Source organism: Vibrio sp. E150_018, from assembly GCF_053544035.1.
Genome location: NZ_JBHGNY010000002.1, coordinates 414,765 through 437,199, shown reverse-complemented (window position 1 = coordinate 437,199; position 22,435 = coordinate 414,765). Strand labels below are relative to the sequence as shown.

At 42.3% G+C, this 22,435-nt stretch carries 20 protein-coding genes and 6 tRNA genes; 23 read left to right on the top strand and 3 right to left on the bottom strand.

Features of this window, described 5'->3' with window-relative positions; translation table 11 throughout:
* The first annotated feature begins 46 nt into the window (after positions 1–46).
* From ACE3G9_RS04720 to ACE3G9_RS04690, 7 genes are all read left to right on the top strand, one after another.
* Positions 47–121: transfer RNA gene (locus ACE3G9_RS04720), tRNA-Gln, on the top strand.
* Between the two features lie 112 nt (positions 122–233).
* Positions 234–318: transfer RNA gene (locus ACE3G9_RS04715), tRNA-Leu, on the top strand.
* 36 nt (positions 319–354) lie between these two features.
* Positions 355–429, top strand: a tRNA-Gln gene (locus ACE3G9_RS04710).
* 143 nt (positions 430–572) lie between these two features.
* Positions 573–657 (top strand) — tRNA-Leu (locus tag ACE3G9_RS04705).
* A 37-nt stretch (positions 658–694) separates the two neighbouring features.
* Positions 695–769: transfer RNA gene (locus tag ACE3G9_RS04700), tRNA-Gln, on the top strand.
* 121 nt (positions 770–890) lie between these two features.
* A tRNA-Leu gene (locus ACE3G9_RS04695) sits at positions 891–975 on the top strand.
* Between the two features lie 166 nt (positions 976–1,141).
* Positions 1,142–2,179, top strand: coding sequence for a lactonase family protein (locus ACE3G9_RS04690; protein ID WP_449218572.1), 1,038 nt, complete (start codon positions 1,142–1,144; stop codon positions 2,177–2,179).
* A gap of 107 nt (positions 2,180–2,286) precedes the next feature.
* On the opposite strand, the gene ACE3G9_RS04685 is transcribed toward ACE3G9_RS04690, so the two are convergent.
* A complete protein-coding gene (locus ACE3G9_RS04685) occupies positions 2,287–3,468 on the bottom strand; it encodes a 2-octaprenyl-3-methyl-6-methoxy-1,4-benzoquinol hydroxylase (protein ID WP_449218571.1) in 1,182 nt (393 codons plus the stop codon).
* A gap of 302 nt (positions 3,469–3,770) precedes the next feature.
* On the opposite strand from ACE3G9_RS04685, the gene miaB reads away from it, so the two are divergent.
* From miaB to lnt, 5 genes are all read left to right on the top strand, one after another.
* Complete coding sequence (gene miaB, locus ACE3G9_RS04680) at positions 3,771–5,195, top strand: tRNA (N6-isopentenyl adenosine(37)-C2)-methylthiotransferase MiaB (protein ID WP_449218570.1); 1,425 nt, start codon at positions 3,771–3,773, stop codon at positions 5,193–5,195.
* Between the two features lie 86 nt (positions 5,196–5,281).
* A complete protein-coding gene (locus tag ACE3G9_RS04675) occupies positions 5,282–6,400 on the top strand; it encodes a PhoH family protein (protein WP_417880703.1) in 1,119 nt (372 codons plus the stop codon).
* A gap of 8 nt (positions 6,401–6,408) precedes the next feature.
* Entirely contained in the window at positions 6,409–6,873 is a 465-nt protein-coding gene (gene ybeY, locus ACE3G9_RS04670) for an rRNA maturation RNase YbeY (RefSeq protein ID WP_417880704.1), read from the top strand.
* 208 nt (positions 6,874–7,081) lie between these two features.
* A complete protein-coding gene (gene corC, locus ACE3G9_RS04665; RefSeq protein WP_449218569.1) occupies positions 7,082–7,987 on the top strand; it encodes a CNNM family magnesium/cobalt transport protein CorC in 906 nt (301 codons plus the stop codon).
* Positions 7,988–8,007: 20 nt separating this feature from the next.
* Positions 8,008–9,528: an apolipoprotein N-acyltransferase gene (gene lnt / locus ACE3G9_RS04660; protein WP_449218568.1), complete on the top strand. Its 1,521-nt coding sequence runs from the start codon at positions 8,008–8,010 to the stop codon at positions 9,526–9,528.
* A 106-nt stretch (positions 9,529–9,634) separates the two neighbouring features.
* Here lnt and ACE3G9_RS04655 read toward each other — a convergent pair whose 3' ends face one another.
* The gene (locus ACE3G9_RS04655) at positions 9,635–10,117 is read right to left on the bottom strand and encodes a zinc ribbon-containing protein (protein WP_449218567.1); all 483 of its coding nucleotides are present in this window, start codon (positions 10,115–10,117) and stop codon (positions 9,635–9,637) included.
* 139 nt (positions 10,118–10,256) lie between these two features.
* Between ACE3G9_RS04655 and leuS the strand changes: the two genes are divergently transcribed.
* The 10 genes from leuS (at position 10,257) to ybeD (ending at position 21,383) form a co-directional block, all read left to right on the top strand.
* A complete protein-coding gene (leuS, locus tag ACE3G9_RS04650) occupies positions 10,257–12,851 on the top strand; it encodes a leucine--tRNA ligase (RefSeq protein WP_449218566.1) in 2,595 nt (864 codons plus the stop codon).
* Between the two features lie 178 nt (positions 12,852–13,029).
* Positions 13,030–13,731, top strand: a complete 702-nt coding sequence (locus ACE3G9_RS04645) for an LPS-assembly lipoprotein LptE (RefSeq protein ID WP_449218565.1) — start codon at positions 13,030–13,032, stop codon at positions 13,729–13,731.
* A gap of 5 nt (positions 13,732–13,736) precedes the next feature.
* Positions 13,737–14,774: a DNA polymerase III subunit delta gene (gene holA / locus ACE3G9_RS04640; RefSeq protein WP_449218564.1), complete on the top strand. Its 1,038-nt coding sequence runs from the start codon at positions 13,737–13,739 to the stop codon at positions 14,772–14,774.
* Between the two features lie 105 nt (positions 14,775–14,879).
* Positions 14,880–15,197 carry a ribosome silencing factor gene (gene rsfS, locus ACE3G9_RS04635; protein ID WP_449218563.1) on the top strand — a complete coding sequence of 106 codons (318 nt, stop codon included), beginning with the start codon at positions 14,880–14,882 and terminating at the stop codon, positions 15,195–15,197.
* Between the two features lie 28 nt (positions 15,198–15,225).
* Positions 15,226–15,696: a 23S rRNA (pseudouridine(1915)-N(3))-methyltransferase RlmH gene (gene rlmH, locus ACE3G9_RS04630; RefSeq protein WP_417880712.1), complete on the top strand. Its 471-nt coding sequence runs from the start codon at positions 15,226–15,228 to the stop codon at positions 15,694–15,696.
* Between the two features lie 6 nt (positions 15,697–15,702).
* Positions 15,703–17,610, top strand: a complete 1,908-nt coding sequence (mrdA, locus tag ACE3G9_RS04625) for a penicillin-binding protein 2 (protein ID WP_449218562.1) — start codon at positions 15,703–15,705, stop codon at positions 17,608–17,610.
* Between the two features lies 1 nt (position 17,611).
* Positions 17,612–18,736, top strand: coding sequence for a rod shape-determining protein RodA (gene rodA / locus ACE3G9_RS04620; protein WP_449218561.1), 1,125 nt, complete (start codon positions 17,612–17,614; stop codon positions 18,734–18,736).
* A 4-nt stretch (positions 18,737–18,740) separates the two neighbouring features.
* Entirely contained in the window at positions 18,741–19,526 is a 786-nt protein-coding gene (locus ACE3G9_RS04615) for a septal ring lytic transglycosylase RlpA family protein (protein ID WP_417880715.1), read from the top strand.
* A gap of 146 nt (positions 19,527–19,672) precedes the next feature.
* Positions 19,673–20,860, top strand: a complete 1,188-nt coding sequence (locus ACE3G9_RS04610; protein ID WP_417880716.1) for a serine hydrolase — start codon at positions 19,673–19,675, stop codon at positions 20,858–20,860.
* A 253-nt stretch (positions 20,861–21,113) separates the two neighbouring features.
* Positions 21,114–21,383: a DUF493 family protein YbeD gene (ybeD, locus tag ACE3G9_RS04605; RefSeq protein ID WP_027697515.1), complete on the top strand. Its 270-nt coding sequence runs from the start codon at positions 21,114–21,116 to the stop codon at positions 21,381–21,383.
* Between the two features lie 70 nt (positions 21,384–21,453).
* Here the strand turns inward: ybeD and ACE3G9_RS04600 are convergent, their stop codons facing one another.
* The gene (locus ACE3G9_RS04600) at positions 21,454–21,603 is read right to left on the bottom strand and encodes a hypothetical protein (RefSeq protein ID WP_417880717.1); all 150 of its coding nucleotides are present in this window, start codon (positions 21,601–21,603) and stop codon (positions 21,454–21,456) included.
* Between the two features lie 116 nt (positions 21,604–21,719).
* On the opposite strand from ACE3G9_RS04600, the gene lipB reads away from it, so the two are divergent.
* Positions 21,720–22,412, top strand: coding sequence for a lipoyl(octanoyl) transferase LipB (lipB, locus tag ACE3G9_RS04595; RefSeq protein WP_449218560.1), 693 nt, complete (start codon positions 21,720–21,722; stop codon positions 22,410–22,412).
* The last annotated feature ends 23 nt before the right edge of the window (positions 22,413–22,435 follow it).

Here is a 22,435-nt window from a genome sequence, read left to right as displayed (position 1 = left end):
ACCGCACCATAATTAAAACGTTTCTCGAGTATCGAGTTCCGTCAACTGGGCTATCGCCAAGCGGTAAGGCACCGGCTTTTGATGCCGGCATTCCCTGGTTCGAATCCAGGTAGCCCAGCCACTTTAATTACGAATCTCGATTTTCGAGACTCGTATCTCGAAGAGCATATTTCATCAATTGATGTGCTCGTAAAATTCGAGAAACTAGAAACGAGTTTTCTAGACACGTATATGCGGACGTGGCGGAATTGGTAGACGCACCAGATTTAGGTTCTGGCGCCGCAAGGTGTGAGAGTTCAAGTCTCTCCGTCCGCACCATATTAAAACGTTTCTCGGTTATCGAGTTTCGTCGACTGGGCTATCGCCAAGCGGTAAGGCACCGGCTTTTGATGCCGGCATTCCCTGGTTCGAATCCAGGTAGCCCAGCCATATTAAAGTTCCTAGTCCCTGGTTTTCTAGTTTCTAGGAAAAGAAGTCTCGTGAATATGAAGCTTCAACTCGAAAGCAAGCTTAACCAATCAGCTTGCTTTTTTTATCGAGAAAATGAGACCACTACTCTCAAACACGAACATGCGGTCGTGGCGGAATTGGTAGACGCACCAGATTTAGGTTCTGGCGCCGCAAGGTGTGAGAGTTCAAGTCTCTCCGACCGCACCATAATTAAAACGTTTCTCGAGTATCGAGTTCCGTCAACTGGGCTATCGCCAAGCGGTAAGGCACCGGCTTTTGATGCCGGCATTCCCTGGTTCGAATCCAGGTAGCCCAGCCATATTAAAGTTCCTAGTGCCTGGTTTTCTAGTTTCTAGGAAGAGCAAAAGCTCATAAAACGTTATTAAGATTCTCCAATTATCTTTTTAACTATGAATTCTTCTTAATCCATAAGAAGCGCTGCGGACGTGGCGGAATTGGTAGACGCACCAGATTTAGGTTCTGGCGCCGCAAGGTGTGAGAGTTCAAGTCTCTCCGTCCGCACCATTATTTAACAAAGCCCACTTAATTGTGGGCTTTGTTGTTTCTGAAGCTCTTAATTTCTATTTTTTGCCATTCATATCACCCAATCTCTTTGAATATTATTTTTCTTATCGATTAAAACACCGCAAAATGTTATTCAATATTTTCAATAAAAGGTGAAAAGAAAGTAATGACAGATTTCTCACTTATCATTGGTGGTTATACCGATAAAAATGAAGCTACCGGGCTTTACTTGGCAAAAATAGATACCAAAACTGGCCATCTATCCCTCAAGCCATCACAGATAACTTTACGTCACCCTTCTTATTTCGATATCCATAATCAAACGCTGACTGTTATTTCAGAAATACTCGAAGCACATAAACCCAGCATTCAGCAGTACTCATTACAGAATCACCAAAACGAGCTAGAAACAAAATTCTCATTATCCGGCAGTGCGCCTTGTTATGTTCAAAATCATATCCAGAATCACCTAGTCACCACGGCTCAATATGGTTCAGGTCATATTGATATTTTTACTACTGATATCAATCACCATATCACTCAACACCTACAAACGATCGATAGTCAATCTTTGTGCTCATCAGAAAATCAAGAATCACACGCTCATCAATCACTGATTCTCAATGATCCAAAAACCTTAGTTACTGTTGATTTGGGTTGTGACTGTATCGGCTTTTTCCCATTTGATGCCACAGAACAAAAATTCTCAATTGAGCAACATTACTTCATCGAACTTCCCGATGAAAGCGGCCCGAGACATATGGTGTTTGATAAACAAGAACGTTTTGGGCTGCTCTTATGCGAGATATCAGAACAGCTCTTCACCCTATTTAAACCACAAGATAAGTGGCAAGTACTTTCCAGCCAACCTGCTTTCCCTAATACTCAAAATGGACAAGCAGCAGGCGCAATAAAATTTTCGCCAGATGAACGCTTTATTTATCTAACAGGGCGAAGACAAAACCTGATCGCATGCTTTGAGTTCAATAAGCAAACCGGGGAAGCGAACTATGTATTTTCGACTGATTGTGGTGGGGACTTTCCTAGGGACTTTGCTATCTCACCTTGTGGGCAGTGGCTCGTTGTTGCCAATCAAAACAGCAATAACTTGGCAACCTACTATAGAGATATTTCAACAGGGAAATTGGAAGATACGGGGTGTAGGCAAAAAATGCCGTCACCGGTTTGTGTGAAGTTCAGCTGAGCCAAGCCACGAGCCACGAGCCACGAGCCACGAGCCACGAGCCACGAGCCACGAGCCACGAGAATATATTATTTGCAGCTTGAATAGAAACAAGCTGCACGACAACATTATAGACCGAGTGCATACTTGAGTACTTGCTTCTTAACTTCACCAGAATGCTCAGCCGCTTTTAACGCAACGTTCCTAAGGAGTTTTAGTGGTGGGATATCATTACTGAATGTTTTATAGAAAAAATCCATTCCGCTTTGCATCAATAAATTATCTGTACGTCTTTGCTTTTGATAATCCACAAAAGCCTGATCAGAATCGAGGCCCTTATCAGCAATAGTATCCAACAGAGCTGAGACATCTTTAAAACCTAAATTAACGCCCTGCCCTGCTAATGGATTAATCGTATGAGCCGAATCTCCAACGAGTACACAACGGTTAGCAAAATAGGCTTGAGCATGACGACGAGTAAGGGGGAAAGAGCCTGCTTGCAAAACCGAAACATCACCAAGTTCCTTGGGGAAATGCGTCCGCACTTCTTGGCGTAAAGCTTCCGACGATAAAGATTGCAATTGCTTAATGCGCTTAGGACTGTCATACCAGACCAATGACCCTTGCTGAACACCATCACTCGTTGCAGCTAACGGTAAGAACGAACGAGGGCCTGAAGGAGTAAACCATTGCCATGTTACATCACGTTGAGAGCCATCAGCTAAGTTTGGCAGCGCAACATTAATTAGCATGCAACGTTGGCGATAATCCCACGCGGTGATTCCAATATTTGCCTGTTGACGTACTTTCGAATTGGCACCATCTGCCCCTACTACCCATAAAGCTTCTAAGCATTCACCTGAATCCAAATGAACCTTGGTAGATTCAGCCAGAAACTCGAGTCTATCTAAGTTATTTGGACACATGACCGTTAAATTAGGATAAGCATCAAATTGCTCCCACAAACCTAGCTGTAATAAGCGATTTTCTACCATATAGCCAAGTTTATCGAGATTAATATCATGGGCATGAAAGCGAGTACGGCATTCAGGGTGCTCCCAAGTTTCGAGACCTAAGTATGGCGTAACCCGTTTATCTGCTACTGGTTGCCAAGCATCAAGCTGGGTTAAAAGATCAACCGAGGCTTTTGAAATAGCAGACACTCGTAAATCCATCGGTTGTGACGCTTCAAATGGCAATGGAGATTTGCCTTCAATTAAAGATACTGTCTTTTTTTGCTTAGCAAGCCCGACTGCAAGCGCCGCCCCGACCATTCCACCACCAATGATCACCACATCAAACTTAGACATACCCAACCTCAATAAAAATTCTCTACACCATTCTACTCCAAACAAATTCTTTTTCAGCCATGCGATTAAAATTCTTCGACTTTCTCCCTGAATAAATCCCTACCCAAATTATGTCTATAATACAAACAAAGGATTGTGCTCTTAAGATCTATACTTCAAGTACAAAGGGTATAGTCAGGTTGGATTTAAACCAGTACAATACGCGGCTTGCTAGATTAAAGTCTGATTTTAAATGGCTCTCAACTAGCATAACGATGAGCAAAAGCTCAACCCAACACTGATTTAATACGAGCGAATGTGAAATGAGTAAGAAACTGCTAATTAAAACTTGGGGCTGTCAGATGAACGAATACGATTCATCGAAAATGGCCGACCTACTTAATGCCGCAAATGGATATGAACTAACCGAAGATCCAGCGGAAGCAGATGTATTATTACTCAATACATGTTCGATTCGTGAAAAAGCACAAGAGAAAGTTTTCCACCAGTTGGGTCGTTGGAAAACCTTAAAAGACAAAAAAGAAGGTGTGGTTATTGGCGTGGGTGGCTGTGTAGCGACTCAAGAAGGTGACCATATCCGTCAACGTGCGCCATTTGTTGATGTAATCTTTGGTCCACAAACGCTTCACCGTCTACCGGAGATGATCAAACAGTCACAAGCTAACACTGGTCCTGTGATGGATATTTCATTCCCAGAGATCGAAAAATTCGATCGCCTCCCTGAACCTCGTGCTGACGGTGCGACTGCATTCGTGTCTATCATGGAAGGTTGCTCAAAATACTGTACTTACTGCGTGGTCCCTTATACTCGTGGTGAAGAAGTTAGTCGCCCAATGGACGATGTATTATTTGAAATCGCCCAGCTTGCCAAACAAGGCGTGCGAGAAGTTAACCTGCTAGGGCAAAATGTCAATGCGTACCGTGGCCCGATGCACGATGGCGATATCTGTACTTTTGCTGAATTGTTACGTTTAGTGGCATCTATTGATGGTATCGACCGTATTCGCTTTACCACAAGCCACCCATTAGAGTTTGGTGATGACATCATTGCGGTATACGAAGATACGCCAGAGCTAGTAAGCTTCTTACACCTACCGGTACAAAGTGGCTCAGATCGCATTCTTACTATGATGAAGCGTCCACATACTGGCCTTGAGTATAAATCGATTATTCGTAAACTGCGTAAAGCTCGTCCTGATATTCAAATCAGCTCTGACTTTATCGTTGGCTTCCCTGGTGAGTCGAAGAAAGACTTTGAAGATACAATGAAGCTTATCAAAGATGTTGATTTTGATATGAGCTTTAGCTTTATTTTCTCTCCTCGCCCAGGTACGCCTGCGGCAGACTACCCATGCGATGTACCTGAATCTGAGAAGAAAGAAAGATTGTATGAGCTTCAACAACAAATCAATGCACAAGCTATGCGATACTCTCGCTTAATGCTGGATACTGAGCAACGCATTCTTGTTGAAGGTCCATCGAAGAGAAACTTGATGGAATTACGTGGCCGTACAGAGAACAACCGAGTCGTTAACTTTGAAGGTTCAGCAGACTTAATTGGTCAATTTGTAGACGTTCATATTACTGAAGTTCACCCTAACTCACTTCGTGGTACTTTAATTCGTACTGAAGCGGAAATGGGCTTACGCTCAGCAGTATCTCCGGCTGAAATGATGAAAAAAACACGTAAAGAAGATGAATTAGGGGTTGTTACTTTCACACCCTAACACCATCTATAATATATACAGATAGTTAAACAAAGCGGTTCGACACGCTGATATTAAAGCACGAACCGCTTTTTGCGAGGGAAACAGTGAGCAATAAAATTGTAACGCTTGAAGTAAACCTAGAACCTTCCGATAACCACAGACTTTCGAGCTTATGTGGACCATTTGATGACAACATCAAACACCTTGAACGCCGATTAGGTGTAGAGATAAACCATCGTAGCAACTTCTTCACGATTACCGGCAAGCCTCATACTACCGCGGCTGCTTTGGATATCATCAAAACTTTATATGTTGATACGGCACCGGTTCGTGGAACGATTCCAGATTTGGAACCAGAACAAATTCACTTAGCGGTAAAAGAGTCTGGTATTCTTGAACAACATCAAGAGCAGCCGATGGAGTACGGCAAAGAAGTCTTCATCAAAACCAAAAAAGGTATCATTAAGCCTCGTACGCCAAATCAAGGTCAATACCTAGTCAATATGGTGACCCATGATATTAGTTTTGGTATTGGGCCTGCCGGTACAGGTAAAACCTACCTTGCGGTTGCCGCTGCGGTTGATGCATTAGAGCGCCAAGAGATACGTCGTATTCTATTAACCCGTCCAGCGGTTGAAGCGGGTGAAAAACTCGGTTTCTTACCGGGTGATTTAAGCCAGAAAGTCGACCCTTATTTACGTCCACTTTATGATGCCTTATTTGAAATGCTGGGCTTTGAGCGCGTTGAAAAACTAATTGAACGTAACGTCATTGAAGTGGCACCGCTTGCTTATATGCGTGGTCGTACCTTAAATGATGCCTTTATCATTCTTGATGAAAGCCAAAATACCACAGTAGAACAGATGAAAATGTTCTTAACTCGTATCGGCTTTAACTCACGTGCAGTGATCACTGGCGACGTTACCCAAATCGATTTACCTCGTGGTGCTCGTTCAGGCTTGCGTCATGCCATCGAAGTACTGTCAGAGGTAGAAGACATCAGCTTTAATTTCTTCCTAGCCGATGACGTTGTCCGTCACCCAGTGGTTGCTCGTATCGTTAATGCTTACGAGAAATGGGAAGCGCAAGATCAAAAAGAAAAGAAAGCGATAGAAAAGCGTCGCCGAGAAGAAAGAGAACAACGTGAAGCTCAAGCAGCTGCGTTATTTTCGGCTGCTAATCCTCAGCAAGCCAGTCCTCAACAAGAGCAAGATGCGGAATAATACAAACTATGGCTATTGAACTCGATCTTCAAATTGCAGTCGAAGAAACGACAGGGCTTCCTACCGAGGCCCAGTTACAACAATGGTTGGAATCGGCGATTACCTTATTTCAGCCTCAAGCAGAAGTGACTATTCGCATTGTTGAAAACGAAGAAAGCCAACAATTAAATCGTGATTACCGAGGTAAAGATAAGCCAACTAACGTGCTATCATTCCCTTTTGAAGCGCCTCCAGGTATCGAAATCGACTTACTTGGCGATCTGATTATTTGTAAGCAAGTGGTTGAAGCAGAAGCAAAAGAGCAAAGTAAACCGCTGTCAGCGCATTGGGCTCATATGGTTGTACACGGTAGTCTTCATCTGTTAGGTTATGACCATATTGAAGATGAAGAAGCTGAAGAAATGGAAAACATTGAAACCGAAATCATGCAAAAGCTCGGATTTGATGACCCGTACATTTCTGAAAAAGAATAGGTGAACCGTTACTTAATGCGACTGGTATAATTTAATAACTATACCCAAAATAATTGGAGTTGCAGTGAGGCGACAAGTAAATGAGGCCCCATGAGTTTAGCTTGTCTAAATGATGGGGGTGAATCAGCGTTGTCAACAAAGCTGCTACTTCAAGTACGAAGGGTATCGCGAGCTATCCGCTTTTGATAGCGTTAATGAAAGAGTAGACATGAACGACAGTACCTCGCCTTCACATAATGAAGGCAATAATGATAAATCTGAAGGTCCCAGTAGAAAATCCTTCTTCGAACGCCTAGCTCATCTATTTCAAGGTGATCCTAAAGATCGCCAAGAGCTCGTCGAAGTATTTCGTGATTCAGAAGAGAACGATCTGATCGATCCTGACACACGAGATATGCTTGAAGGAGTGATGGAAATATCGGAAATGCGAGTACGTGACATTATGATCCCACGCTCGCAAATGGTCACTATTAGCCGTGACTATGACCTAGATTCTTTAGCGACCTTAATCATTGATGCGACTCACTCTCGCTACCCTGTGATTAATGAAGATAAAGACCATATCGAAGGTATTTTACTTGCCAAGGACTTATTACGTTACTTGGTGTCAGACAGTACTGAATTCATCTTAAATGAAGTAGTACGTCCTGCGGTTGTTGTTCCAGAAAGTAAGCGTGTTGATCGCCTACTAAAAGAATTCCGCGAGGAGCGTTACCACATGGCTATTGTGGTCGATGAGTTTGGTGGGGTTTCTGGCCTTGTCACCATCGAAGATATTCTTGAAGAAATCGTGGGTGAAATCGAAGATGAATTCGATGATGAAGAAGCCGCCGATATTCGCCAACTGAGCAAGCACACCTTCTCAGTTCGTGCATTGACCGATATTGAGGATTTCAACGATACCTTTAACACTAATTTTAGTGATGAAGAAGTCGATACTATTGGTGGACTGGTTACTCTAACCTTTGGTCACCTACCAGAGCGTGGTGAAGCGGTTGAACTGGATGGCTACAATTTTAAAGTGACGGCAGCAGACAACCGTAAAGTGATTCAACTACAAGTCACAATTCCAACCAACTCAGAAACCAATATCGAACCTGAAAGTAACGATTAGCAGCGAAGCCTAATTAACTTATGAAAACAATTTGGATTCAGCGCATTGGGCGGCCTTTATTGGCCGCTTTTATTGGCGCGACAACTACCCTTGCGTTTGCGCCATTTTCTTACTGGCCCATTGCGATTTTAAGCCCTTTCATTCTGCTACTACTTCTTGATAAACAATCCACCAAGTTTGGTTTTTGGATTGCTTTTGCTTGGGGCTTAGGCCAATTTGGCACAGGTATAAATTGGGTGCATGTCAGCATCGATACCTTTGGTGGCATGCCTAAGATTGCCAGCGTTACTCTCATGAGTTTGTTAGTGGCTTATTTAGCGCTCTATCCAGCGCTATTTGGCGCCCTGCTCAACCGTTTCTTCCCGAAAACAACGATCCAACGTTTAGTGATTGCTGCCCCGATCATTTGGCTTATCACCGATTGGCTACGTGGTTGGGTAATGACTGGCTTTCCGTGGCTATGGTTAGGGTACAGCCAAATTGATAGCCCACTGAATGCGTATGCACCAGTATCTGGTGTGGAAGCGATTACCCTTATGCTATGGCTTATTGCGGGTAGTTTCGCCTTGATCGCTATGACAAAAAAATGGTCTTACTTAGCAATACCTACTGCTGTTTTCGTGGTTGCTTTTGCTTTAAACCAAGTATCATGGGTAAAACCGGATCCTTCGACCAAAACCTCATTTGCACTTATCCAAGGCAATATCGATCAAAAAATGAAGTGGGTACCGAGTCATCGCTGGCCTACCTTGATGAAATACACCGATATCAGCCGAGACAATTGGGGCACCGATATTATTATTTGGCCTGAAGCGGCAATTCCGGCTTTAGAATCTGATTTGCCAGCATTTCTACATAATTTAGATACTGCTGCAAAAGCTAATAACAGCGCTTTAATTACTGGCATATTATCACAAGATGATATGGGACGTTTTTATAATAACGTTCTAACACTCGGCCAAAATGGCCTAGGTCCATACGATTATGATACGGCTAAACGCTATAGCAAGCACCATTTATTACCTTTTGGTGAATTTGTACCATTTGGTGACTTGTTGCGCCCTATCGCACCTTTCTTTAACTTGCCTATGTCTTCGTTCCAGCGTGGTGATTTCATTCAACCGAACCTCATCGCCGATGGCCGTCACCTAGTCGTCGCTTTATGTTATGAAATCATTTTCAGCGAACAAGTACGCCAAAATGTTACGCCTAATACTGATTTCATATTAACGCTTTCTAATGATGCTTGGTTTGGCCATTCAATTGGTCCATTACAACATATGGAAATTGCTCGTATGCGCGCCTTAGAGCTTGGTAAACCGCTTATCCGTGCCACCAACAACGGCGTAACGGCCGTAACCGATTACAAAGGCCGCATTACTAAACAAGTACCACAGTTCCAGACTGAAGTATTAAAAGCCGAAGTAACATCGACATCAGGCAATACTCCTTATCGAACGTTAGGCTCTTGGTTGTTGTACCTATGGTGTGCCGCGGGATTATTTATGATTTGGTTTCAACAAAGAAAAGCGAATAAATAACCTCTACTCCGAATAACGAAAAAACTTTCTGATTCTAAAAAACTGATTTATGTAAAACAATAAAGCCACGTAAGTCATTCAACTTACGCGGCTTTTGATAGTTCGATTAAGGCTTTAATGACACGCGAGTAAAGGCACCATTACCACATTGGATACAAGGGATGATTTCACATGGGTGGCTGTATTCTTGTCGATGACCACATTTTTCACACACTAAAGCGCCTAGCCCGATCACATCCCCCACTTCATAAAGCCCCTTATGCTCAATATCTTGAAGTACTTCCATCCACTCAATTTGAGTTTTATCAGTAATATCGAGTAAGCCTTGCCAAATAGATTCTGCAATAACGTCTCTAAATGGGTCATTAGCAATCGCTTCTTTGTCTTTTTCATAATTTTCCGCAAACTCTTTAAGATCCGACTTCACATATCGGCTAATAAGCGCGTACTCATCTTTAGTCATGTCTTTAGTCGCTTGCCACATCTTCTTGGGCGTATCGAGCGCTTTATTTATCTCTTCCGGCGTATGCTTTAAGCTTTCAATAATCTCTTCTAACAGCTTTTTATAGTCCTGGTTACGCTTTGACATATTGCTCTCCTTAACCATCTAGTTAACTACAGGGTCACATTGCCTATTGTTGTGCGCAACCCCTTTAAGGTATTCTATGCTGATCAAGTATTATCGGTTTTAACCGATCTCACAAATCTACGATTACCGGATATCATCGATGCAAGAGCATAAAGTGAAATTATCAGAACATTATAATCCTCAAGACATTGAACCAAAGGTTCAACAATACTGGGATGACAAAAAAATATTTGAAGTAACAGAAGATCCAAGTAAAGAAAAATTCTACTGCTTGTCTATGTTCCCTTACCCAAGTGGCCGCCTGCATATGGGGCACGTTCGTAATTACACTATCGGTGATGTGGTTTCTCGCTACCAGCGTCTGCAAGGCAAAAACGTCATGCAACCTATTGGTTGGGATGCGTTTGGTCTACCCGCTGAAAATGCTGCGGTTAAAAACAAAACTGCGCCAGCGCCTTGGACTTACGAAAACATCGAATACATGAAAAACCAGCTTAAATTATTAGGCTTTGGTTATGACTGGAACCGTGAATTTGCGACTTGTACACCTGAATACTACCGTTGGGAACAAGAGTTCTTCACCAAATTGTATGAAAAAGGCCTAGTCTACAAAAAAACTTCTTCTGTAAACTGGTGTCCGAACGACATGACGGTTCTGGCTAACGAACAAGTAGAAGACGGTTGCTGCTGGCGTTGTGACACGCCAGTTGAGCAAAAAGAAATTCCACAGTGGTTTATTAAAATCACTGAATACGCACAAGAGTTATTAGACGATCTAGATAACCTAGACGGTTGGCCTGAGATGGTTAAAACCATGCAGCGCAACTGGATTGGTCGCTCTGAAGGCGTTGAATTAACCTTTAAAGTAAAAGACCAAGCTGATCTTGAGGTGTATACCACACGTCCTGACACGCTAATGGGTGTGACTTACGTAGGTATCGCTGCTGGTCATCCATTGGCAAACATTGCTGCACAAAATAATCCAGAGCTTGCGGCTTTCTGTGAGGAATGTAAAAACACCAAAGTTGCAGAAGCTGAACTGGCAACGATGGAAAAGAAAGGCATGGATACTGGCCTGACAGCCATTCATCCATTAAACGGCAAAGAAGTACCGGTTTATGTGGCTAACTTTGTGTTAATGGATTACGGCACAGGTGCGGTAATGGCAGTTCCATCTCACGATCAACGTGATTTTGAATTCGCAACCAAATACGGCCTAAACATCGAAGCGGTCATTCTTGATGAAGAAGGCAACCAACCTGACGTTTCTGAAGCCGCTTACACCGAAAAAGGGAAGTTATTTAATTCAGGCGAATTCGACGGCCTTGATTTTAAAGAAGCTTTTGATGCTATCGCTGCGAAATTAGAATCTGAAGGTAAAGGTAAGAAAACCGTTAACTTCCGTCTACGTGACTGGGGCGTATCTCGTCAACGTTACTGGGGTGCGCCAATTCCAATGGTGACCACAGATGACGGTGAAGTGCATCCAGTTCCTGCTGACCAACTTCCGGTTATCCTGCCTGAAGATGTGGTCATGGATGGCGTAACTAGCCCAATTAAAGCAAACAAAGCTTGGGCAGAAACGACTTTTAATGGCGAGCATGCACTACGTGAAACCGATACTTTTGATACCTTTATGGAATCTTCTTGGTACTACGCACGTTACTGTTCTCCACAAGCGGACGATATTCTAGATCCAGAAAAAGCCAACTACTGGCTACCTGTGGATCAATATGTAGGTGGTATTGAACACGCTTGTATGCACCTATTGTACTCACGCTTCTTCCACAAATTATTACGTGACGCAGGTTATGTGACTTCTGATGAGCCGTTCAAGCAACTGCTTTGTCAAGGTATGGTGCTCGCGGATGCTTTCTATCACACCAATGAAAAAGGCACTAAAGAATGGATCGCTCCAACAGATGTCACCGTTGAGCGTGATGGTAAAGGCCGTATTGAAACAGCGATTGATAACCAAGGTCGTAACGTTGAACACTCTGGCATGATCAAAATGTCTAAGTCGAAAAACAACGGTATTGACCCACAAGAAATGGTGGATAAATACGGCGCAGATACTGTTCGTTTATTCATGATGTTTGCTTCTCCGGCTGATATGACGCTGGAATGGCAAGAATCAGGCGTAGAAGGTGCAAACCGTTTCTTACGTCGTGTATGGAAACTAGTGGGTGAGCATACTTCTAAAGGTGATGTTGAAGTTTTAAATATTGCAGCGTTAACCAGCGCTCAAAAGGCGCTACGTCGTGATGTTCATAAAACGATTGCTAAAGTGAGCGATGATATTGGCCGCCGTCAGACCTTCAACACTGCCATCGCCGCTATCATGGAATTAATGAACAAGCTAGGTAAAGCACCACAAGAAAACGAACAAGATCGCGCGATTCTTGATGAAGCACTAAAAGCGGTTGTTCGCATGCTTTACCCTATCACTCCACATATTTGTCATGAATTATGGAACGCTTTAGGTGAATCGGATGTCGATAGCTGTGAGTGGCCAACATTTGATGACAAAGCCTTAGTGGAAGATGAAAAACTGATTATCGTCCAAGTGAATGGTAAGCTTCGAGCGAAACTAACGGTTCCTGCAGATATCAGTAAAGATGATGTTGAAGCGATGGGCTTAAGTGATGAGAATGTGACTAAGTTCACCGATGGTTTGACTGTACGTAAAGTCATTTATGTACCAGGGAAACTATTGAATATCGTTGCTAACTAATCATTAGCACAAATAAAAAATTAAAAGCGTAGGCATCGAAAGGTGCTTACGCTTATCTTATAGGTTTTTAGCAAAAGAATTTATAAGATAAGCACCGTACGTATATACCCAAAGTAATTGAAACTGCAACTTCAAGTACAAAGAGTATTATATTTAAACCGATTAGAGGTACTCATTAGTGGCACATTTGTTTTCTCGTTCTCATGTACGTTTTCTTGCCATTATCGGCCTAGCTATGATGACTAGTGCATGTGGTTTCCACTTCAGAGGCAGTTATCTACTACCCGAAGAAGTTTCAACCATTTCTGTTACCAGTTTTGACTCTTATAGCCAAATCACTCGTGATGTGAAAAACCAGTTACGCCTTAACGGTGTGGATGTTGTTTCTCCAGGTGCTAATATCACCAACTTACACCTAGTCAGTGAAACCGCCAATGATGACAGTGATAATGGTCGAACCTTATCCTTGTACCAAAACTCTCGAGCAGCGGAATATGAATTGTCTTATCGTGTGTCTTACCAAGTGTCGGTTCCGGGTTACGACAAAAAAACCTTTAACGTCAATATTACCCGCAGTTACTTAGATAACCCATTAGCCGCACTGGCAAAATCGGTTGAACGAGATTTGATTGTTGAAGAGATGCGTGAACAAGCTGCTGAACAAATTCTACGTCAGATGGCTCGTTTAAAAGCCCAGCTAGTTGTGACTCCAGCGGAAAGTGATGAACGACAAGATTTCCCAACCAATATTGATGGTACTGAGAATCAACCAGAAACCATCACTATTGATGAAGGCGTAGAGCAAACAACTTTTACCAGTGAAGTATCAAGCGATAGTGACGAGTCAGTCACCAGAGATTCTTCAACTGAAGCTCCGTAATCACAATGCGTATATTTGCCGATAAACTCGCTGAAAACCTCGAACGAAAATCCTTCCCTATTTATTTATTAATGGGGAACGAGCCGTTATTGCTGCAAGAAAGTAAAGATCTTTTGTATAAATCGGCCAAAAATAAAGGCTTCTTAGATAAACAGCGATTCACTCTCGACAAGCAAGTTGATTGGAATCAGATATTTGATTGCTGCCAAGCGTTGAGCTTATTTTCTAATCAGCAGATTATTGAGTTAGAGATTCCCGAAACTGGTGTCACCGCGGCGATCGCCAAAGAACTGGTTAACTTAGCGGACATGTTAAATCCTGACATTTTATTGATCGTGATTGGCAATAAGCTATCGCGCGCTCAAGAAAATACCAAGTGGTTCAAAGCATTACATAAAAATGGTCTATTAGTTAGCTGTAATAGCCCAGAGCTTCGTCAGTTACCACAATTTGTCCAACAACGTTGTCGTAAATTAAAACTCACCCCCGATGCGGAAGCGGTACAAATGCTAGCGCAATGGCATGAGGGTAACTTACTAGCTCTGGCGCAAAGCTTAGAGAAATTAGCGTTATTGTACCCAGACGGTAATCTGACCCTACCAAGAGTAGAGACATCACTAAGCAGACATAACCACTTTACCCCTTTTCAATGGACCGATGCCCTCCTTGCAGGCAAAACCAAACGAGCTCAGCGAATCTTGCGTCAACTGCAAGCCGAAGGCCAAGAAGCCATTATATTACTGCGTACCATCCAAAAAGAGCTCTTCCTGCTCATCGAAATGAGACAAGCTTTTGATCATGGCGCAGTACTCGGTAAAATATTTGATCAACACCGAATCTGGCAAAACAAACGCCCGCTCTATACATCGGCACTACAACGATTAAACTTAGCGTTTTTGCAAAAACAAGTTCACCTGTTGTGCCAAGTAGAACTGTCGGTCAAAACAACGTTTGATCAAGACCCTTGGCCAAAGCTCAGCCAACTATCCATCGAGCTATGCCAACCGACAGTGGCGCTATCTCGTTTAGAGCAACCTATTTGACCACCCAATAGAATCGACTTTCAATTCGGTGGATTCTTTCCAAACCCGGTATTTCTCCTTACCATTAAGAAGTACCATTAAATACCATATTAAAGAGGCAATACTTTGCAACTGAATGAGTTAAAAGATTTTCTTGCTGATAAAGCAGATGACATGAAAGCGGAAAACATCATCACACTAAATGTTAAAGGTAAATCAAGCGTAACTGATTACATGATCGTATGTACTGGTACTTCAAAACGCCACGTTGCTTCCATTGCAGATAATGTTGCGAAAGAAGCGAAAACCGCCGGCATCGAAGCTTTAGGTATTGATGGTGAAGAAGAAGGTGAATGGGTCGTAGTCGATATGGGATCAGTCATGGTTCATATCATGCAAGAAGCGTCTCGTGATTTATACCAATTGGAAAAACTGTGGGGTTAATACTCCACCACTCTATTGGAGCCGGTAAGTGAAAATTCAACTTATTGCAGTCGGAACCAAGATGCCTAAATGGGTCGAAGACGGTTTTTACGAATATCAGCGTCGCTTCCCAAGTGATATGCCATTTGATTTAATCGAAATTCCAGCTGGAAAACGTGGAAAAAATGCCGATATTGCAAGGATTCTGCAAAAAGAAGGCGAAGCGATGCTAGCTGCTGTACCTAAAGGGAATCGCATTATAACATTAGACATTCCAGGCAAACGCTGGGATACCGGTCAATTGGCATCTCAACTCGATGCTTGGAAACTAGATGGTCGTGATGTGTCTATTTTAATTGGTGGGCCTGAAGGGCTTGCACCAGCGTGTAAGGCTGCCGCCGATCAAAGTTGGTCATTGTCACCACTGACTTTGCCGCACCCAATGGTTCGCGTGATTATGGCAGAAAGCCTATACCGAGCTTGGAGCGTCACAGCTAATCATCCGTACCACCGAGAATAATAAAGAATGAGACGTAGACGTAGCCAAATACGTGATTACACTGCTGAAGCTAAATTGTTCGCACGACGCTCAATTGTTGCGTTTATGGGCATTATTGTGTTGGTTGGCATTTTGCTAGCCAACCTTTATTACATCCAAGTCGACCAATATCAAGACTATAAAACTCGTTCAAACGACAATCGAATTAAAATTGTTCCTATCGCGCCCAATCGCGGTCTTATTTATGATCGTAATGGTAAACTACTAGCGTCTAACCGTCCGGTATATAGCCTTGAAATTACACCGGAAAAAGTCCCTGATATCGATAAGACCATCGAAGAACTGCGTAAAATCTTAACGATTACTGATGAGCAAGTTGCTACCTTCCAAAAAGAGCGACTTCACATTAGGCACTACCAGCCTGTTCCTTTGCTAACTCAATTAACGAACGAACAAGTGGCCAAATTTTCTGTCGACCAATACAAATTTCCAGGAGTAGAGATTACTGCCGCATTGAAACGTTACTACCCATACGGCTCGGTACTAACGCATGTTTTAGGTTATGTGTCTCGCATCAATGACCGCGATATTTTACGCCTAACCGAAGAAGATAAAATTTCTAATTATCAAGCCACTCGTAATATTGGTAAGTTAGGCATCGAACGTTATTACGAAGATGTTTTACACGGTACATCTGGCTATCAGGAAGTGGAAGTTAATAGTCGAGGTCGCATCATTCGTACCTTAAAATACGTGCCACCTATCCCAGGTAAAGATATCGTTCTCAACTTAGATATTAACCTACAGCAATACGCTTATAAGTTAATGGATCAGCGCCGTGGCTCGATCATTATTCTCGATCCTGCTGATAATGGTGTTCTCGCGATGGTATCTAGCCCAAGTTATGATCCCAATGCCTTTGTTCATGGTATCAGTGGCAAAGCCTATAATAAATTATTAAATGATCCAAACCGCCCATTGGTAAACCGAGCAACCTTAGGTATCTACCCACCTGCTTCGACAGTAAAACCGTTTATTGCAGTATCGGCATTAACCGAAGGCGTGATCACCACTAAAACCACTCGTAATGATCCAGGAATTTGGTACATACCGAATGCACGAAGTCATAAAGGTTATCGTGACTGGAGTCGTTGGGGACACGGTGTGGTTGATGTCAAAAAGTCCATTGAAGAATCAGTGGATACCTTCTATTACCAAATAGCATTTGATCTTGGTATCGATCGCTTATCTAAATGGATGAATAAATTTGGTTTTGGTGAATATACCGGTATTGATTTGCACGAAGAAAGCAGAGCAAATATGCCTACTCGTGACTGGAAAATGGCTCGCCACCGCACCCCTTGGTATCAAGGTGACACCATACCTGTCGGAATTGGACAAGGTTATTGGACTGCAACACCGATGCAAATTGCTAAAGCATTATCGGTATTGGTTTCACACGGTAAAGTTCGAGCACCTCACCTTCTTCGTGCCACTATCGACAAAACCAAACCCGATCAAAAACCAGTATTGAGCCCAATAAAAACATTCCCGACCATTACCGGAGTTAAAGATTCTGATTGGGAAATCGCCAAAGAAGGCATGCACTTAGTCGCAACAGGTTCTCGAGGTACTGCTCGCCGCTCTTTCTATGGTGCAAAATATGAAGCTGCCGTTAAATCTGGTACTGCACAGGTCTATGGATTAAAAGAAGGTGAGAAGTATAATGCTGATGAAGTCGCCGAACACTTACGTGATCACGCATTATTAATGGGTTTCGCACCGTTAAAAAATCCTAAACTTATCCTCGCTATGGTGCTTGAAAATGCTGGTGGCGGTTCTGGCGTCGGCGGCCCAATCGCCCGTGAAATATTTGACCATGTACTCGTTGAATCACCTGATGACGCGGATGCAGATAAAAAGGATAAAAAGTAGTATGAACATGGACCCTGCCACTGGGCAAAACCGTTCATTTTTCGAACGACTGCATATCGACCTACCTCTATTACTTGGTATCTTATTATTGATGGGAATTGGCTTAGTTATCATGTACAGCGCCAGTGGACAAAGCTATGAGATGATGGACAAACAAGCCATGAGAATGTTGCTATCTCTAACCGTCATGCTTGCTGTTGCCCAAGTAAAACCAAGAACAATAGAATCCTTAGCGCCAACCTTATACTTAATCGGGATTATTTTATTGCTCGGTGTATTATTCTTTGGCGAGACCTCAAAAGGTGCTCAACGTTGGTTAAGTCTAGGCTTTGGCCCTCGCTTTCAGCCATCTGAAGTTTTGAAATTAGTTGTGCCTTTAATGATTGCAAGGTATATCGGAAAACAACCTCTACCACCGACATTCCGCACTTTGGCAGTATCATTAATTTTGGTCTGCTTACCGACTATTTTAATCGCTAAACAGCCGGACTTAGGAACATCAATATTGATTGCGGCTTCCGGTCTTTTCGTTATTTTCCTCGCGGGTATCCGTTGGAGAATTATCATTACTGCAGCAGCGGCGGTTGGTGGGTTCATTCCAATCCTCTGGTTCTTTTTAATGCACGAATACCAGAAAACTCGGGTTAGAACATTATTTGATCCAGAGTCCGATCCTCTAGGGGCTGGCTATCATATAATTCAAAGTAAAATCGCCATTGGCTCTGGCGGCTTGACTGGCAAAGGTTGGTTGCATGGAACTCAATCTCAACTTGAATTTGTTCCAGAGCGACATACTGACTTTATCTTTGCAGTTATTGCGGAAGAATGGGGTATTATCGGCGTAACATTTTTACTCTCAGTATACTTATTCATTATCGCTCGTGGCTTATATTTAGCGACACAAGCGCAAACCGCTTTCGGGCGAATGATGGCTGGCAGTGTTGTACTTAGCTTCTTTGTTTATGTTTTTGTCAATATTGGTATGGTAAGCGGCATTTTACCTGTAGTTGGTGTACCTTTACCGCTAATCAGCTATGGCGGCACCTCGATGATCACTCTATTGGTTGGTTTTGGTATTTTAATGTCAATTCACACTCATAGAAAAATGCTTTCAAAGGCGAATTAAATTAATGAAAAAATATTGCCGTTACGGCCTATGGCTGGCCTTCACACTTTTAGCGGGTTGCTCATCGTCTCCAGATGAGCGATATAAACTATCAGATGATGTCGCACCTGAAGATCCAATTTCTGTCGCCAATGTAGAAGATGCTCATCCTCGCTATGAGCCTTTTAGCCCTGGTGGCAACCGAGATTACACCCTACGAGGTAAAGATTATAAAATCGTTAAAGAAACCAAAAACTTTACTCAATCAGGCTATGCCTCTTGGTATGGTAAGAAATTTCATGGTCATTTAACATCAAACGGCGAAGTCTACGATATGTATTCCATGTCAGCGGCGCACAAAACCTTGCCTATCCCTAGCTATGTCAAAGTCACCAATACCGAAAATGGTAAAACCGCTATCGTTCGAATTAACGACCGTGGACCATTTCATGACGGCCGAATTATTGATTTAAGTTACGCTGCAGCCTACAAACTTGGTGTCTACCAAGCAGGTACTGCTCCAGTTAAAATTGATTATATTACGGTTCCCAGAAGCAAAGTAGATCATGCTTATTCCAAACAAGAGTACATGATCCAAGTTGCCGCCGTTTCTAATTTCGAAAAAGCGCGAACTTTAGCAAAAAATCTTGGTCAAAAATACGCATCACAATACAGTGTCGAAAACTCGAGCAGTATTAATCGCATCATGCTTGGCCCTTGGAAAGTTCAAGATCAAGCGAATGAAGTGCTTCATAAACTTCAACAAAGCGGCTACCAATCCGCCTTTATGAAGCACCGAACACGTAAATAAAATCAACAAAAACTTAGCGCTTTATCGTCTAGCGATTAAACGATGTTGCTAATTTCGTAGACTTTGATCCATATCTGATTTCTAGAGAAGTTTCTGTTAGAATGCGAAAAATTTACTTCCACTAAAATATTGATAGCATTTATCTCATGAAAAATACGGCTAAATATCTAACATCATTGCTAGTACCTTCATTAGCACTTTCAGCATCTTTGGTTTCATTGAATGCTTCTGCATCCGATCCTATCGTAGTACCTAATGCTCCAGAAATTGCAGCAAAAAGCTTTGTGTTAATGGATTACCATTCAGGCAAAATTTTAGCTGAGAAAAATTTGGATGAGCGTCTCCATCCTGCGAGCTTAACTAAAATGCTAACCAGCTATGTAATTGGTCAAGAACTTAAATCAGGTAGCATTTCACGCTCTGATGAAGTTGTGATCAGTGAAAAAGCTTGGGCGAAAAACTTCCCTGATTCTTCAAAAATGTTCATTGAAGTGGGTAAAACCGTAACGGTTGATAAATTAAACCAAGGTATTATCGTCACTTCAGGTAACGATGCTTGTGTTGCAATGGCTGAGCACATTGCCGGTTCTGAAGATTCATTTGTCGACTTAATGAACCAATGGGCACAAAAAATCGGCATGGTGAATTCTCACTTTGTGAATGCTCATGGCCTAGACAATGATGAGCATTACTCGACTGCACACGACCTTGCAATTTTAGGTGCTGCATTAATTCGTGACGTACCAGAAGAGTACAAAATCTACTCTCAAAAATCATTCACTTATAACGGTATTACTCAATACAACCGTAATGGTCTATTGTGGGATAAGAGCATGCACGTAGATGGCATTAAAACAGGCCATACAAGCGGTGCAGGCTATAACCTAGTAACCTCTGCAACAGAAGGCGATATGCGCCTAGTATCTGTTGTAATGGGCACTAAAAGTGAAAACGCACGGAAAGCAGAAAGCAAAAAGCTTCTCAACTTCGGCTTCCGCTTCTTTGAAACCGTTGCACCACACAAAGCGGGCGAAGAGTTTGTTAAAGAAAAAATCTGGATGGGCGATAAGAGCGAAATCTCTTTAGGTGTGCAAGAGAATACTTTTGTCACTGTGCCTCGTGGTCAAGCGAAAAACCTAGCGGCTAGCTTTGTATTAGATAAAGAGCTTAAAGCTCCTATTAACAAAGGTGAAGTAGTTGGTAAACTGTTCTACCAATTAAATGGTAAGGATGTTGCTGAGTACCCACTTGTTGCTCAAGAAGATGTAAAAGAAGGAGGTGTTTTCAGCCGCCTAATCGATTACATTGTTCTACTATTTAAGAGTTGGTTCTAAGTCTCTTACAGCCAATAAGTAGAATTAACTAACATCAATAGCCGCATTCATTGCGGCTTTTTATTTTTTGATATCTTTAGAAGATTTAAATGATAAATCGTTAATTTTATTTAAATTCCTAATCAATACCCCATCAACTTAAAACAAATGCACATAATCTATGCGATATGGATAGTACGTGATAGTTGAGATCCTACGTCAATCCCATTACTATTCACGCTTTATCGCACCTTTCCCCTTTCAGGAGCACGGTATGCAAGAGCAACCAAAACTAAAAGATTTACTTGAATTCCCATGCCAATTTACCTACAAAGTGATGGGCTATGCGAAGCCAGAGTTACCGGATCTTGTTCTCAGCGTTATTCAAAAACACGCACCAGGTGATTACTCTCCAAGCGTTAAACCAAGTGGTAAAGGTACCTACAACTCGGTATCAGTCACCATTACTGCCACTTCAATTGAGCAAGTTGAGACCTTATATAAAGAGCTTGGTGAAATTGAAATCGTACGAATGGTTTTATAATATTTTTTAAAAGAACCTTTTATACCCAAATGACTTCAAGATGCAGAATTCAGAGCTATCATCCAATCCTTTAGGCAAGGAAGATTGGCGAAGGAATGTAAGCACCTTTCAAACCAATCTGACGCAGCATAAAGCTTGTTTTATTCTTGCTGAAACTTGCACCTGAAGTTACTTGGGTATATACAAACCAAGTTTGGATCGGTTCAAATAACGACAACAAATCACTATACCCTTACTACTAGTGAGTAGTTACTGGCACTAAAGAGGTTTATAATCGTTAGCTGATCCAATTTTAACCTCCTTCAATACACATCACTCTGCGTTAGGATTTTGCTCATGGATAGTCAATCAACTCAGGCCGAGACATTAGAACTCCCTACTGCATCACCAAATCATGTTGTGATTAGGAAACTCGGTCGTCAAGACTACCTTCCCATTTGGCAAGCAATGCATCAATTTACTGACCAAAGAAATGCTCAGACAGTTGATGAAGTTTGGCTAGTTGAACATAATCCCGTATTCACCCAAGGCCAGGCTGGTAAAGTAGAGCATTTATTAAATACTGGAGATATTCCCGTAGTGCAGAGTGACCGTGGAGGTCAAGTGACCTATCATGGGCCGGGGCAAATTGTCGCTTATTTCATGATAAACTTACGCCGTAAAAATATCGGTGTGCGTGAACTGGTAACAAATATCGAAAACATCGTCATTGCCACTCTCAATGAATTTGATATCACATCTACCGCACGACCAGATGCTCCGGGTGTGTATGTTGAACAGCGTAAAATCTGCTCATTAGGTTTACGCATTCGTAAAGGATGTTCTTTTCATGGCCTAGCCTTAAACGTCAATATGGATTTATCACCATTTTTGCGTATTAATCCTTGTGGGTATGCAGGTATGGAAATGATACAAGTGAAAGATGTTAACGGACCAAACTCCGTTGCCCGTGTTGAAGCCGTGTTAATTGAAAAAATCACTCAGCAACTTGAATATACCCAAGTTGACGTTACGACAGAAAGCCGCTGAAAATCAGCGTCCGCTTTAAAAAG

Bases quoted from the DNA above. Each gene is read 5' to 3' on its own strand.
- ACE3G9_RS04690 (WP_449218572.1), top strand. From the start codon at position 1,142: ATGACAGATTTCTCACTTATCATTGGTGGTTATACCGATAAAAATGAA.
- ACE3G9_RS04685 (WP_449218571.1), bottom strand. From the start codon at position 3,468: ATGTCTAAGTTTGATGTGGTGATCATTGGTGGTGGAATGGTCGGGGCG.
- miaB (WP_449218570.1), top strand. From the start codon at position 3,771: ATGAGTAAGAAACTGCTAATTAAAACTTGGGGCTGTCAGATGAACGAA.
- ybeY (WP_417880704.1), top strand. From the start codon at position 6,409: ATGGCTATTGAACTCGATCTTCAAATTGCAGTCGAAGAAACGACAGGG.
- corC (WP_449218569.1), top strand. From the start codon at position 7,082: ATGAACGACAGTACCTCGCCTTCACATAATGAAGGCAATAATGATAAA.
- lnt (WP_449218568.1), top strand. From the start codon at position 8,008: ATGAAAACAATTTGGATTCAGCGCATTGGGCGGCCTTTATTGGCCGCT.
- ACE3G9_RS04655 (WP_449218567.1), bottom strand. From the start codon at position 10,117: ATGTCAAAGCGTAACCAGGACTATAAAAAGCTGTTAGAAGAGATTATT.
- leuS (WP_449218566.1), top strand. From the start codon at position 10,257: ATGCAAGAGCATAAAGTGAAATTATCAGAACATTATAATCCTCAAGAC.
- holA (WP_449218564.1), top strand. From the start codon at position 13,737: ATGCGTATATTTGCCGATAAACTCGCTGAAAACCTCGAACGAAAATCC.
- mrdA (WP_449218562.1), top strand. From the start codon at position 15,703: ATGAGACGTAGACGTAGCCAAATACGTGATTACACTGCTGAAGCTAAA.
- rodA (WP_449218561.1), top strand. From the start codon at position 17,612: ATGAACATGGACCCTGCCACTGGGCAAAACCGTTCATTTTTCGAACGA.
- ACE3G9_RS04615 (WP_417880715.1), top strand. From the start codon at position 18,741: ATGAAAAAATATTGCCGTTACGGCCTATGGCTGGCCTTCACACTTTTA.
- ACE3G9_RS04610 (WP_417880716.1), top strand. From the start codon at position 19,673: ATGAAAAATACGGCTAAATATCTAACATCATTGCTAGTACCTTCATTA.
- ybeD (WP_027697515.1), top strand. From the start codon at position 21,114: ATGCAAGAGCAACCAAAACTAAAAGATTTACTTGAATTCCCATGCCAA.
- lipB (WP_449218560.1), top strand. From the start codon at position 21,720: ATGGATAGTCAATCAACTCAGGCCGAGACATTAGAACTCCCTACTGCA.